Annotated in this window: 9 protein-coding genes; 4 read left to right on the top strand and 5 right to left on the bottom strand. The window is 51.3% G+C overall.

Annotation, left to right across the window (positions count from 1 at the left end; genetic code table 11):
• Positions 1-21: 21 nt before the first annotated feature.
• Positions 22-1,203 carry an acetyl-CoA C-acetyltransferase gene (locus tag JNJ77_13070; GenBank protein ID MBL8823513.1) on the bottom strand — a complete coding sequence of 394 codons (1,182 nt, stop codon included), beginning with the start codon at positions 1,201-1,203 and terminating at the stop codon, positions 22-24.
• 156 nt (positions 1,204-1,359) lie between these two features.
• On the opposite strand from JNJ77_13070, the gene JNJ77_13065 reads away from it, so the two are divergent.
• Both JNJ77_13065 and JNJ77_13060 read left to right on the top strand, forming a co-directional pair.
• Positions 1,360-2,334 carry a phosphate ABC transporter substrate-binding protein gene (locus tag JNJ77_13065; protein ID MBL8823512.1) on the top strand — a complete coding sequence of 325 codons (975 nt, stop codon included), beginning with the start codon at positions 1,360-1,362 and terminating at the stop codon, positions 2,332-2,334.
• A gap of 192 nt (positions 2,335-2,526) precedes the next feature.
• The gene (locus tag JNJ77_13060) at positions 2,527-6,810 is read left to right on the top strand and encodes an amidohydrolase family protein (protein ID MBL8823511.1); all 4,284 of its coding nucleotides are present in this window, start codon (positions 2,527-2,529) and stop codon (positions 6,808-6,810) included.
• Positions 6,811-6,897: 87 nt separating this feature from the next.
• Here JNJ77_13060 and JNJ77_13055 read toward each other — a convergent pair whose 3' ends face one another.
• From JNJ77_13055 to JNJ77_13045, 3 genes are all read right to left on the bottom strand, one after another.
• Complete coding sequence (locus JNJ77_13055; GenBank protein ID MBL8823510.1) at positions 6,898-8,283, bottom strand: hypothetical protein; 1,386 nt, start codon at positions 8,281-8,283, stop codon at positions 6,898-6,900.
• A 52-nt stretch (positions 8,284-8,335) separates the two neighbouring features.
• Entirely contained in the window at positions 8,336-8,848 is a 513-nt protein-coding gene (locus JNJ77_13050; protein MBL8823509.1) for a GNAT family N-acetyltransferase, read from the bottom strand.
• A 208-nt stretch (positions 8,849-9,056) separates the two neighbouring features.
• Positions 9,057-9,713 carry a Uma2 family endonuclease gene (locus JNJ77_13045; GenBank protein ID MBL8823508.1) on the bottom strand — a complete coding sequence of 219 codons (657 nt, stop codon included), beginning with the start codon at positions 9,711-9,713 and terminating at the stop codon, positions 9,057-9,059.
• Between the two features lie 119 nt (positions 9,714-9,832).
• On the opposite strand from JNJ77_13045, the gene JNJ77_13040 reads away from it, so the two are divergent.
• Together JNJ77_13040 and JNJ77_13035 are read left to right on the top strand one after the other, a co-directional pair.
• On the top strand, positions 9,833-10,972 hold the full coding sequence (locus JNJ77_13040) for a N(4)-(beta-N-acetylglucosaminyl)-L-asparaginase (protein MBL8823507.1): 1,140 nt from the start codon (positions 9,833-9,835) through the stop codon (positions 10,970-10,972).
• Positions 10,973-11,004: 32 nt separating this feature from the next.
• Positions 11,005-12,558 carry a hypothetical protein gene (locus JNJ77_13035; GenBank protein ID MBL8823506.1) on the top strand — a complete coding sequence of 518 codons (1,554 nt, stop codon included), beginning with the start codon at positions 11,005-11,007 and terminating at the stop codon, positions 12,556-12,558.
• Here the strand turns inward: JNJ77_13035 and JNJ77_13030 are convergent.
• On the bottom strand, positions 12,521-13,543 hold the full coding sequence (locus JNJ77_13030; protein MBL8823505.1) for a sigma 54-interacting transcriptional regulator: 1,023 nt from the start codon (positions 13,541-13,543) through the stop codon (positions 12,521-12,523). The genes JNJ77_13035 and JNJ77_13030 overlap by 38 nt on opposite strands.
• Positions 13,544-13,589: the final 46 nt, after the last annotated feature.

The following is a 13,589-nucleotide window of genomic DNA, read 5'->3' as shown; positions in this document are numbered from 1 at the left end:
CTGAGTGCTAAGTGCTGAGATTTAGACTCTCTCTACCACCATCGCAACGGCATTACCACCGCCTAAGCAAAGCGAGACCAGGCCACGCTTGGCGTTTCGCTGCTTGAGCACACTCAGGAGTGTTACCAGGCAACGTGCTCCGCTGGCACCAATGGGATGGCCTAAAGCTATCGCTCCACCATTAACATTGAGCTTTGCTTCGTCAATTTTCAAGTCGTAGTTGCAGGCCAGCATCTGGGCCGCGAAGGCTTCGTTCAGTTCAAAATAGTCGATGTCGGCCAAAGTGAGCTTGGCTTTCTGCAGCACCATGTTGACTGCTGAAACTGGCGCGATGAAGATATCTTTGGGAGCCACGCCGCTGGTGGCGTAAGCTACAACACGTGCGATGGGCTTGCTTCCCAGTTTTTCCAGGCCGCGACTGCTGGCTACCAGAATCGCTGCTGATCCATCATTGATAGTCGATGCATTCCCCGCAGTGACGCTAGTGCCACCTGGAAATGCTGTCCTCAGCTTGCTCAGCCCTTCAGCGGTTGTTTCAGCGCGTATGCCTTCGTCTTTATCCACCACTTTGGCCTTGGCGCCTGATCCTACTGTAACAGGAAAGACTTCTTCGGCAAAGTTGCCTGCAGACCAGGCTGCTGCTGCACGTTGCTGGCTCTTGGCCGAGAAGCGATCCTGATCTTCCCTGCTTACACTGTGTTTCCTGGCGATATGTTCTGCAGAGTTACCCATGTGGCAACTTTCAAAGGCACACCATAAGCCATCGTTGATCATGGCATCAGTAGCAGTCTGGTCCCCATATTTGAAACCACCGGTGCGGGCGTTCTGCAAGAGATACGGTGCCCGGCTCATGTTCTCAAAGCCACCAGCGATCACGACATCGTTATCACCTGCACGAATGGATTGTGCAGCCTGCATCACTGCCTGCAACCCTGAACCGCAGACCTTGTTGACTGTGACAGCCGAGATCGTGTCAGGCAACCCACCATGAATAGCTGACTGGCGGGCGGGATTCTGACCCAGACCTGCCTGAATGACACATCCCATGATTACTTCATCGACCAGAGTTGGATCAACCTTGCCACGCTTGAGGACTTCTGCAATGGCGAGTGCACCCAGTTTCGTTGCAGAGACATCGGTTAAACCACCGAGAAATTTGCCAATTGGCGAGCGGGCACAGGTTACAATAAAGGCATCTGACATGGAAACCTCGACATCTGAACTTTTCGTTGCTGCTTTTACTCTATTATAGCAAACTGACGGAATCCGTGCGGTTTAACCTTCATTGAATCTTCTCTGTTGCAGGACCATGTAAAACAATAATAATTCTGTGAGTGATTATTGAAACAGGAGTGAAATATGCGTTATTGCTGTAGTTTTGTCTTGTTGCTCAGTCTGCTGGTTCACGAAGCTCAGGGGCAGATCAAGGTTGATCCTGCCCTGCCCGATTATGTGAAATCCAATGATGGAGTTTCGGGCACCATCAAAAGTGTCGGCTCAGACACCATGGTGAATTTGATGACGTTATGGGCTGAAGGTTTTCGCAAGAACTATCCGAATGTTCGTATCGAAGTGGAAGGCAAAGGAAGCAGCACTGCTGTGCCTGCTTTGATTCAAGGTACTGCACAGTTCGGCCCGATGAGCCGACCCATGAAAGATAAGGAAATTGATGAATTCAAGAAGAAAGTCGGCTATGCACCCACGGCTGTCCCCAGCAGTATCGATCTGCTGGCTGTATACGTACACAAAGATTGCCCACTGAACAGTTTGTCATTGGAACAAATCGATGCCATTTTCTCACGTAATCGTAAACGGGGTGCACCGAAAGATATCGTCACCTGGGGCGATGTGGGCTTAACAGGCGAATGGGCCAACAAGCCCATCAGCATCTATGGCCGAAATGCTGCATCCGGTACCTATGGCTTCTTCAAGGAACATGCCTTGGCCAATGGAGATTTCAAGGACACTGTCAAAGAACAGCCAGGGAGTTCTGCAGTGGTTCAGGCGATTGCCACCGACAAATATGCCATTGGTTATTCGGGTATCGGTTACAAGACAGCAGATGTTCGAGCTATTGCAATCTCTCCTCGCTCTGGAACCAAGCCGATTGAAGCTTTGCCGGAGTTTGCCCTGGATGGAACATATCCGCTGGCACGCGTACTTTATGTTTACATCAACAAGAACCCCAACAGTCCACTTGATACTCTTCGCCGCGAGTTTGTGAAATACATGCTGAGCAAGCAAGGGCAGGAAGTGGTTATTAAAGATGGCTATATCCCTGTTCCACAACAACTGGCTGATACGGGTCTCGAGGCTGCAGGCTTGAAGAAATAAAGCACAACAACTCACTAAACCTGTCCCCACTCCCACATAGGGGAGAAAACGAAGAACACCCGGTTCCATACTGGGTGTTTTTTGTTGTTATCATTTTTCTGAGAAATCACTGAGTCTGTAGCTATCCCCTTGAGTTCATCGCGCCAGTCGAATATCTTCACGAAGTCGCATCTTTTGTGGAAAGTACCTCGTATGAAGCTGCACGTCCGTGTATTTGCGTTGTTGGGATTCTTCAGCACACTCATTCTGGCTCAAACCGTGGCACAACAGCCACCTTCCAAGTTGAAGCCAGCGGCATATGCCATCACCAACACAACGGTTGTTACAAAACCTGGCACGGAATTGACCAAGGTGAACCTGGTCATTCGCGATGGCATGATCCAGGCACTGGGTGCTGATGTCAAAGTCCCCGCCGATGCGGAGAAGATTGATGGGAAAGATTTAGTCATCTATCCAGGCTTTCTGGATGCAGGCAACACTTGGGGCGTGGACACTGCTTTGCGACGTTCCGAAAGCGGGCCTGCAGAACCCGTAGACCTGGCCAGCGATGCCCTTGCCATCACCAAGCCTGATAATCGCAAAGGATTGACACCCGAATTTGATGTAGCTACGGCACTCAAAGCCGAAGACGACACTGCCAACAGTTGGCGAACTCAGGGCATCGTTGCCAGGTTGGCGATACCCGATGGCAATCTGCTAGGCGGACAAAGTGCCTTCGTCGTTCATAACGGCGCTGCTCCACGTAATGCCATCGTTAAGTCACAAGTAGCAGTGCATGGTGGCATCCGCTCGCTCGGTGGCCAGGGAGGATATCCATCAACACTGATGGGTTCAGTCGCCCACTTCCGTCAATTCATGTATGATGCAGGCTATCACTCCAGAATGCAATCTGCCTACAAGGCAGGCACTGTCAATTCACGGCCTGCGTTTGATCCTGCACTTGATGCAACGGCTGCTATCATTGAAGGCAAATTGCCTCTGATACTCGAGGCTGATAGCCGCGATGAAATGAACCGTGCCCTGGATTTGTGCAAGGAATTCAACGTCAAACCTATTCTGTTTGGGTGTGCTGAAGGTTGGCGTATGATTGACCGCCTCAAGCAGGAAGATATCACCTGCATCGTTCGTTTAACATTCCCCGACAAGGCAAAACTGCAGGCACGCCGCCGGGGCGGCCCTGGAATTTTCGATGCTCCCAGCAGCGATGACGCTGTGCAAGCCAAGGACTTGCCAACGAAGGTAGTCAAGGATTTTGAACGCCGACATGATGAAGAAGTCAAGAACCTTTCAGGCATGCTGAAGGCTGGCTTGAAGGTTTCACTTTCTACGCACAATGTCGAAAGTACTGACAAGTTCCTGGCGAAGGTTCGGAAAGTCATTTCCGAAGGCGTGCCCGCTGAGCAGGCACTTGCGACATTGACCATTAACCCTGCCAGCCTTTTTGGTGTAGATCGCGTGTTTGGCGAAATTGCACTAGGCAAACCTGCCCACCTGGTGGCATTCACCGGAGGTAAGTTCAACGACGAGAAAGCCAAAGTCCGGTACGTCTTTGCTGAAGGCAATCGTTTTGAAATCGGCGGCGAGACTAAACCTGCATCCACTGGCGATCCCAAAGAGCGCATGAATGAATTGAAAGAAAAAATAACGCGAACCAAGGAACGCATGGCAAGGGGTAAGGAAATGCTGGAGCGTGTGCCCGAAAACCGCCGTGCCCAGTTTAAGGAACGGATGGATCAGACTGAAAAAGAACTGAAGGACGATGAAGCGGAACTGAACAAACTGATGAAACAGGGGGAGAATCCGCCAGCCAAGCCAGATGAGAAAAAGTCCGAAGAAAAGAAGCCTGAAGAGAAGAAGACAGACGAAAAAAAACCGGAAGCCAAAAAGACCGAAGAGAAAAAAACGGAAACGAAGAGTGTTACCCCCGCTGCCAAGGAGCTTCCAAGCGAAGTGGATGTTGATCGCAAGCCCAAGACCAAAACGGGCCGCAATGTGTTGATTAAAGGGGCTACGGTACTCACTGTTACCAAAGGCAATTTTGTCGGCGATGTCCTCGTGCAAGATGGCAAGATCAAAGAAGTTGGACCCAACATCAATGCTCCTGCCAATCTAACCGTCATCGATGCCAAGGGGCTGTTTGTCATGCCTGGCATTATTGATACGCACAGCCACTTCAGCATTAGTGGCGGAGTGAACGAAGGCACCTTGTCCATAGTCCCTGAAGTTCGTGTTCGCGACGTTGTTGATTCTGACGATGTGCAGATGTACCGTGCACTGGCTGGCGGTGTCACCATGGCTCGATTGCTGCATGGCTCGGCCAACTGCATTGGCGGGCAGGATGCCGTCATCAAGCTGAAATACGGCGAACCAGCCCAGTCTCTCGTAATTGGTTCCACCAAGGGTGTCAAGTTTGCCTTGGGCGAGAATGTCAAGCGAAGCGATGGCCGGTTCCCCAACACTCGTCTGGGTGTGGAAGCAGTAATGATTCGTGCTTTCACCGAAGCCCAGGAATATCAGCGTAAGTGGAAGGAATACGAAGAATCGAAAAGTTCTGCATCGCCAAAGATGGAACCTCGCCGCGATTTGAGGCTGGAAGCGCTGAGCGATATTCTCAAAGGCGAAATCAAGGTTCATTCCCACTGCTACCGTTCTGATGAAATCCTGATGCTGCTCCGCGTGGCTGATCGCTTCGGCTTCAAAGTCAAGAGCCTGCAGCACGTACTGGAAGGCTACAAGATTGCTGCAGAAATCGCAGCCCACGGAGCTTCCTGCTCAACGTTCTCCGATTGGTGGGCTTACAAGATTGAAGCGTTTGATGCCATCCCGCAGAATGCCGCCCTGCTCCAGGAAGCGGGCGTGTTGGTCATGATGAAGTCTGACAGCAACGAACTGATGCGACGGCTTAACACCGAAGCAGCCAAGGCCATGAAGTATGGTGGAGTTTCGGAAGAACAGGCGCTGCGGATGATTACTATCAACCCTGCAACGCAGCTCAGCCTGCAGGATCGCACAGGCAGCATTGAAGTCGGCAAGGATGCAGACCTGGTTATTTTCAATGGCCATCCGCTCAGTGGATATGCCCGTTGCGAAATGACCCTGGTGGAAGGTGAAGTTTACTTCCAGCGCGAAGGTTTTGGTAGCGTTCGGACAGGTGAATTCAAAGTCCCTGCACCACGCGGTCCGGAACTGGGCAATCTCAAGATGCCTCGCAACAACGCCAACAGTTATGCACTCAAGGGCATCACCGTTCATCCCGTATCCGGACCTGTCATCGAACATGCCCTGGTGCAAATCGAAAATGGTAAAATCAAAGCGATTCAGGACCTTGGCAAGCAATCCGATTTCGAGTTGCCTGGCCAATACACCATGATCGATGCCAAGGGGCTGCACCTATACCCGGGCATGATTGATTCCGCGACCATCCTGGGTTTGACCGAACTCGGTTCCGCCCGCGAAACGCAGGATTTCAGCGAAGGTGGCGATTTCCAGCCTGACTTACGAGCCCTGATTGGTATTAACCCCGATTCGGAACTCATTCCAGTTACCCGTGCCAATGGCGTACTTACCGTGGTGACCCGTCCAACCGGAGCTACCGTTTCCGGTCAGGGCGCCATCGTTAACCTGGCAGGGTGGACACCGCAGGAAATGAAACTGGTTGACCCGTTCGGTCTGCATATCGAGTTTCCCGCATCGGCAGGCCTGGTCAGTGGCAGCCCGGATGGCCCGCCTGCTGGTCGCATTTTCGCCAAGAAAGCTCGGGAAGAAAAACTGAAGTTTCTGAAGCTGCAGTTCACCGATGCCCGGCGTGATGCTGAAGCCATCAAGGCTGGCATCAAGAATCCGCTCGATCCTCGTCGTGAAGCCATGTTGCCTTACGCCGCCGGTGAGAAGCCGGTAATCGTCAATGCCAACCGCAAGGCCGATATTCTGGAAGCCTTGAAGTGGGCTGAAGAAACCAAGGTGAAGCTCATTTTGAGTGGCGGAGTCGATGCCTGGAAGGTGGCGGATGAACTTAAGAAGAAGAACATCCCCGTGCTGTGTGGACCTTTTACTGTAATGCCTCAGGAAAGTTACGATACCTACGATGCTCAGTTCCGCGTAGCAGCCCGGCTGCACCAGGCTGGCGTCAAATATTGTATCCGTTCCGCAGGTAGCACCAATACCCGCAACCTGCCTTACGAAGCAGCTTTGGCGGTGAGCTATGGCTTACCCGCTGAAGAGGCCCTCAAGGCAGTAACTCTTTATCCAGCACAGATTCTCGGCCTGGCTGACAAGCTCGGTTCCATTGAACCTGGCAAGATGGCCAACTTGGTGATTACCGATGGCGACATGCTCGAACCTACCACCCAGGTGAAGGGACTGTTCATCAGCGGCAACCCGGTTGAACCGACCAGCAAGCAGACCAAGCTGTACGAACGTTACCGTGAGCGTTTGCAGGATGTAAAGGCGGGGAGGTCACAGTTGGGGACGAAGTAGGATTTGCACTCACCCCCGGCGAGAATCGTCCGGGGGGTGCAGAGCGACCGAAGAGTTGTACCTCTTGTATGAAACTGGTAAGAACTATCAGTTTTTTTCGATGCTCTTTACCATCAACCGAATCTCTTCTGACGAATCGTATTGGCACTCTACTAGAAGCCAGTCAGGAGCAGTCCCAGTGCTTAATAATAATTCAACAGCATTGCGTCGGCAGTTTGAACAAGGCGACTGATCATACACAAAGAGCATCAAGTTAGTCGATTCAGCTACCTTGTTTGACTGAAATACCTTAACTAAGTCGAATAGCACCCCATGAAGCAAGTCGCGATCATCTGAAACATGAAGAATACGTTCCAGTTTAGCAGCATCCCCATGTTCATAGTTTCTTGCTAAGAGCTTCAATTCGCCCTCAATAAATAGGCCCGCTTCCAGTTTATCAACGACAAGCTTCCTGACGGATGTGTGGCTATAGTTTGAAAGGGCCTTGTGAGCGGATTTCCGCACTTCTGGATTTGCATGCCAGGCAAAAGAGAGCATTCTTGCATCAAATGTCGGTAAGGGTTGATGCATGAATATTCTAAAATACTTGGACAAGCGACCGGGATCTGATTGCAAAATCATCGACTCAAACACTGTCGCTAGATCATCAACACTGGCGTGTCTGCCCCAGGATGAAAACCAGTATTGATTACTTTCTGGGTCTTCAGTCTCGATCTCGTTGATAACGGAGGCAACAGTAATGTCTTGCATTTTCCTCACATGGCTGCTGTGCGCATCTGCAGCGAACTGGACACTATCCAGACGCAGATAGCCACTTCCTGGTTGAATGTCACTACTGCCTGATTTCTGCTTACTTCGCTCATCGAGATACTGAAGATAAAAAGAAACTTGTGGCGAATTCACAGCAGCAGTCTCAAGTACCTTACGACCAGCTCCTGCTCCTTGAGCTTCGTCAAACAGATTCAGCATACCCTCATCGATCCAAAAACTATCTTCAGTCTGCAAGAGTGTCCCCAGGTATTCAGCGACTTTGATAAGCCCATCGGCACCGTCAAGCTTAATAATCTCTTCTGCTCCGATCACGTCAGCAGTGTCAGGCCATTTCCTCAAACATGAATAAAGGAAGGCGCGAGCCTCTTCGTAACCTCGTTGTGCCAACCTAAGTGCAATCTGACAACGTTGACAGGCATCCCAAAAATTATCTGTGTTGGCATGAAGTGTTTGGAGCAACTTCTGCGAAATGCGTTTTGCCTCTCCGGTTGCATCAACAATCTCCAACAGCCAGTCTGTCCTATAACCTTCGCATTGCGCATCGTACGCCTGATTGCAAAGACAGGCAGCGATTATCGAGTGTTCGTATTCACCCAATCCCATTTCACGAACATGTAACAGTGTACGACCTTGCCCCTTCTGAAGGGCTGACTCGAACTCTTCTGTATTCAGAGGGATTTTGAACGGAACCGTATACATCATCTTTACGATTCTACCGAGAAGTACTTTTGATTGCTTTGCAAAATCTGTTTGGTTATAGCCCCAACTCCCACGTCTGCCCCATCATTCGTGGGCCGAACATGCTGTGGGGTTCTTCTTGGATCAGTTGAAACCCGGATCGTTCGTAGAGTTTTCTTGCAGCATGCAGGGCATCGCTGGTCCAGAGGATCATACTGCGGTAACCTACTGATCTGGCAAAATCAATGCATTCCTTCACCAGGCGGTCGCCTATTCCCAGGCCGCGAGCAGAGGGTTCCACCAGCAGCATCCGCAGCTTGGCAACGCCTTCGTGCGCTTTCACAGCAAAGACACACCCTGCCCGTTTGCCATCTACTTCCGCAATCCAGCACTTTTCACTCTTCGGTTTGAAGTTCTTTTCGAACTCAGCGACGATGCCTGCAACAAATTGCTCGAACCGCTCATCCCAGCCGAATTCCTGGGTGTAGAGTTCGCCATGCCTGCTGATGACCCAGGGAAGGTCGTCGGGGCGATGCGGGCGGAGGGTGTAGGGTTCAGGTGAGCTGTTCATGGTGCTGATCCGCCACATATCGATGGCAGCCCGAAGCGAGCGAGGGGAAACTTGCAATAGCTGAGAGTCGTTGCACGTCTCCCCTTGCTGGCGCTGCGGGCTGGTATGGCCATTGCAACTGAACACTGCTAATCGTTATCATTGAGTGTCACTGTGTCAAGCAATCATCTTTGCGTGAACCCGCCCCCGGCTTAAAGAGCCGAGGGCTAATTATGACTGTCTGAAATCACTTCCCTTCCAACTCCACCCGCTCCGCTTCTGCATCAACGATCAATCGAAACCGCCCGCGCAACACGCTCGACTTGATCCAGCCAGCCTGTGGCTTCACCGACACATACTGCGCTTCCGTCCAGCGAAGTACCTGGAGCGTCGGCTCCTTCTCTCGGCTATCTACCAGCCAGTACTCCGGAATACCCGCTTCGTGATACAGCTTTCGCAACGTCACCGTATCCTTCTTCACCGACGATTTGCTAATCACCTCCAGCACGATATCGGGTACGCCAAACATCACTCTGCTATGCAGCCCATTCTTAAACCAGACATCCTTGAGTGCCAGACTTTCTTTGGTCACAAAGATACCATCGGGTTCGCTGCTAAGTTCAATCTCCGGGCAGCTGAAGAGCATGCCATCGGAATAGAATTGCCCCAGGCCATGAGCCTTGGCCCAGGTCATCACTTCAAAACCGATGGCTGTCTTGATGAGGTTGTGCAGCAGCAGTTCCATAGTGTGATCTACCCACAACTCACCCTGGAAGAAGCCATATTTGCCCCGCTCCGGCGCTTGATCCGATTCAGCCCAGCGTAAAAACGAAGCATTATCCGTGACCCACGCAGGCACAGTTACTACCGGCCCATCTTGTAACGGCGTTAATAATGTCGGCATATTCTCAGTCTATCATGTTCAAAGGCCTGCAGGCAAGCAACCTTTGATACGTAGCATTAAATATCGTGGTATATCGCCTTCACTCACGCTACACTGTGGCATCTATTTCGGAGATTGATATGTCTCGCACGCCCCTGTCCCGTCGTCAATTTCTTACCACGACTGCTGCCAGTTCCACCGTGATGGCGACTTGCACACAGCGGGCGCCGGCTATTTATATTCCCAGTGAAGTGAAGCCGTTGGTGATCAGTGCTGACAATGGCCACATGTACAAGAACGGTGGGAAGCAGACCTGTGTCGAGCTGGCTTATGATCTCATCACCAAAGGGACCGATGTGCTCGATGCCCTCATTGCCGGGGTGAATATCTGCGAGCTTGATCCGGAAGATGACAGCGTGGGATATGGTGGCCTGCCTAATGCCAACGGCGTGGTGCAACTCGATGCCAGCATGATGCATGGCCCCAAGCGGCGGGCCGGTGCGGTGGCGTGCCTGGAAGGAGTGCGTACTCCATCGCTGGTAGCCAAGGCAGTGATGGATCATACCGATCATCATCTGCTGGTCGGTAAAGATGCTCAGGACTTTGCAAAACAAATGGGATTCAAGATCGAGGATGATCTGAATACACCGAACTCGCGGAAACTCTGGCTGGAATGGAAACGGCGGACTGATCCTGATCATTATCCTGATCCGGCCAGTCGTGCCGAGGCGGGAATGAAAGCAGCCATCGAAATGTGTCGGGAAGGGATGCTGAACCATGAGCATCTCCACGGCACTATCAACTGCAATGGCATCAATGCCAAGGGCGACCTGGCGGGAGTGACAACGACGAGCGGCCTGGCGTGGAAGATTCCTGGCCGGGTGGGTGATTCGCCGATCCTGGGTGCCGGTCTGTATGTGGATAATGAAATCGGCGCAGCGGGTTCCACAGGTCGGGGTGAAACCAATCTTTATGGGCTTAGTTCGTTCTTTGTGATTGAGGAGCTGCGCAAAGGTCGTTCTCCGAAGGACGCAGGCATGACAGCACTTCGTCGCATCAAAACAGCAACCATCGACAAGAGGCTCAAAACCAAACGCGGGCAGCCGAATTTCAATGTGAAGTTCTACATCGTCAACAAACGGGGCGAGTATGCCGGCGTCAGCATGTATCCGCCCAAGGGTTTGAAGCACTATTATTACGGGCAGTTTGCGGTCTGCAACGAGAATGGCCCGAAGCTGGTGGATTGCGAGTATTTGCTGGAGGGTTCGCCGCTGGAGTAAGATATTCATGTGAAAATGAAAAGCAGACTATTATGCAAACCCGGTTGAATGCATTTTTCCGAAGGATCTTGATCACCGTAACATCTGTGGTTGTCGGCTGGCTGGTTTCAATTGAGGTTGGTATCTTTCTCAAGCCTGTTCCAGTCTTCGAAGTAACGCTCAAACCACGGCAAACCATCCGCTTCATGTTTGACAAACTGATGGTTGATTCACCCGATAGAACTGTCATCTGTTATGATTTGCACGATTGGAAAGAACACGTCATTAATGGTGATTTCTGGACAACAACCGATAAAGATCAACGCAGGATGATTCATGATCAGAAGATTGCACCAACGCAAACTGAATCGAACCATTATTTCACTTTCTCGCATGAAGCTGGCAAACGCGATATCACCCGGTATGTCACATTTGATGCTAACAATCGGACTTTCAGTAAATTTCATGGCTTCGATGAGGACGATAGATTTGAAACGGTGCAGGGGCAACTTCATCGCAACTATAGAGCCTGCGTGATTCGCAGGCCATTACCGTTCAGTTCCGTGCTGAGTGATTACTTTATGCCTTGTCAATCACCTGCATCACTGATTGCCAATCAAGTCTGGGCTTTGCAGCCAGTCCACGCACCGTGCCTCCATTCTGTTGTTTCAATCCCTGACAAGCATGTGCTCAGCCAGTTTGTGCTGGATGGGAGATGGTGTTATGCAGAGATCGCCATTTCGCTGAGTGGAAAGTATGTTGTGTGCAATCGCCGAGAGCCTTCGCCGACTGATGGGATGATGATCCCTTTCTTTTTTATGAAACTCTGGGATGCACAACAGCATCGCTGGTTGTCTACCATTCCAGAACAACTCATTTCGGCAAGCAGCTATCCAGCAATGTTTTTACGCGACCAGTTGGTCCTAGTGCCTCTACCATACAGTCCTGCGATCAGTAATGATTGTTTTCAGCTTATTAACTCTGATACTGGGATCATTCTGGACCAGTTGAACCGTATCAACGCCGATTTCTTTATCAAATCACAAAACGTAACTGATCAACAAGGCAACCTGGTCTACCTGAAAAGGGGAGGCGATCCCCTGGGCATTCGAATGTCACTGATGAATACGAACGATTTCAACAGCAACGAAGAACTGGCTGAGCATTTCTGGTATTCCCAGCATCAAGGCATGTTGATGATGCAGGGTCAACAGAGCGTCATATTCGATTCAAACAACTGGAAAGGCATTGTTGAATGGCTCAGAAGAGTGTTCCCGATATTACCTTCCATTTCTCTAGGTAAGCCATTAACGGGCATACACGACTGGCAGTCGCAAACCACACATTACCCCTGGAACGGATCAGTACACATGCAACGCAGTGAAAGTGGAAAGTACCTGCTGGTCGTGCACGATTACGACCCTAAGAACCCTTACGATAGAAAGTGTCTGGCCCAAGTATTTCTTATGCCCATGAAATTCCATTCACCACTGAGGAGCCTTGGGACTGGAGTATTGGCAGGTATCGTGTGTCTGTTTCTTTTGGTCTATTTGCTGAACCGTCGACACATCACGCAGAATGCTTCATCTTCACCGACAGTTGCTTAGATTCCTGAATGCCGTACTTTTTCATCTTCTTATAGAGCGTTACCCGGCTGATTCCGAGTTGCCTGGCGGCGGCGGTGCGCTGGTAGTCCTGATCTTCGAGCGCTGCCTGGATGGATTCGAGTTCGGCCTGGTCGCGCTGGCCTTCGAGGGTTTGAGGCATCTTCACAAGCACCCTATCGGGGATGCCCTGTTGAATGTGCATAGGCAGATGCTGTTTCTGCAGCGTGGAACCCGATGACTGCAATACGGTGATCTGGATAGCGTTTTCGAGTTCACGGACATTGCCCGGCCAGGGGTATTCATGGAGCGCCGCCAGGCATTCCTCGTCAATGGCTTCAATGGTTTTGGAGAACTTGAAAGCATAGCGGAGTGCCATGCCCTGTGCCAACGTGGGAATATCCATCACCCGCTCACGCAGCGGCTTCAAGGCAATGCAGATGACATGCAAACGATAATAGAGATCTTCACGAAACCGGCCTGCTGCAACTTCCTCGAAAAGTTCGCGATTGCTGGCAGCGATCACGCGGCAATGAGATTGCTCGGTCGTTTCAGAACCGAGTGGCTCGTATTCGCCGGATTCGACGACGCGGAGCAGATTAGCCTGCTGATCAAGAGGCAATGCATCAATTTCATCGAGCAGAAGCGTGCCGGAGCCTGCCAGCGAAAACCTGCCTTTGCGGTGGCGGTCTGCCCCAGTGAAGGCGCCTTTGCAGTGGCCGAACAGTTCACTTTCAATGAGGTGAGGCGACAAGGCTCCGCAGGGTACAGCGACAAAGCGATGATCGCGACGGGAAGAGTGTTCGTGGATCAATCGTGCCAGATGAGTTTTGCCGGTGCCCGTTTCGCCGGTGAGCAGGACGGTCACATCGTGTTTGGTTGCCAATGCAAGCGTCTCAGCCAATGGCAGTAGACTGGGCGTCCACCCTGACAGGGCCTGTCTGATTTTTTCAATAGTTGGAACAGTCGCATCCGACGCTGGTAACACGCACGGCCCTCCCTGGCCGATAGTTTATACCAGGGTCGAAACTGAG

The sequence above is a fragment of the Planctomycetia bacterium genome, assembly GCA_016795155.1.
In the GTDB taxonomy this organism is placed as follows: domain Bacteria; phylum Planctomycetota; class Planctomycetia; order Gemmatales; family HRBIN36; genus JAEUIE01.
The sequence above is the reverse complement of the archived record's forward strand: the minus strand, read 5'-3'. Positions and strand labels throughout refer to the sequence as shown.

Excerpts from the sequence above, each read along its gene's own strand:
- JNJ77_13070 (MBL8823513.1), bottom strand. The coding sequence starts at position 1,203 with ATGTCAGATGCCTTTATTGTAACCTGTGCCCGCTCGCCAATTGGCAAA.
- JNJ77_13065 (MBL8823512.1), top strand. The coding sequence starts at position 1,360 with ATGCGTTATTGCTGTAGTTTTGTCTTGTTGCTCAGTCTGCTGGTTCAC.
- JNJ77_13060 (MBL8823511.1), top strand. The coding sequence starts at position 2,527 with ATGAAGCTGCACGTCCGTGTATTTGCGTTGTTGGGATTCTTCAGCACA.
- JNJ77_13055 (MBL8823510.1), bottom strand. The coding sequence starts at position 8,283 with ATGATGTATACGGTTCCGTTCAAAATCCCTCTGAATACAGAAGAGTTC.
- JNJ77_13050 (MBL8823509.1), bottom strand. The coding sequence starts at position 8,848 with ATGTGGCGGATCAGCACCATGAACAGCTCACCTGAACCCTACACCCTC.
- JNJ77_13045 (MBL8823508.1), bottom strand. The coding sequence starts at position 9,713 with ATGCCGACATTATTAACGCCGTTACAAGATGGGCCGGTAGTAACTGTG.
- JNJ77_13040 (MBL8823507.1), top strand. The coding sequence starts at position 9,833 with ATGTCTCGCACGCCCCTGTCCCGTCGTCAATTTCTTACCACGACTGCT.
- JNJ77_13035 (MBL8823506.1), top strand. The coding sequence starts at position 11,005 with ATGCAAACCCGGTTGAATGCATTTTTCCGAAGGATCTTGATCACCGTA.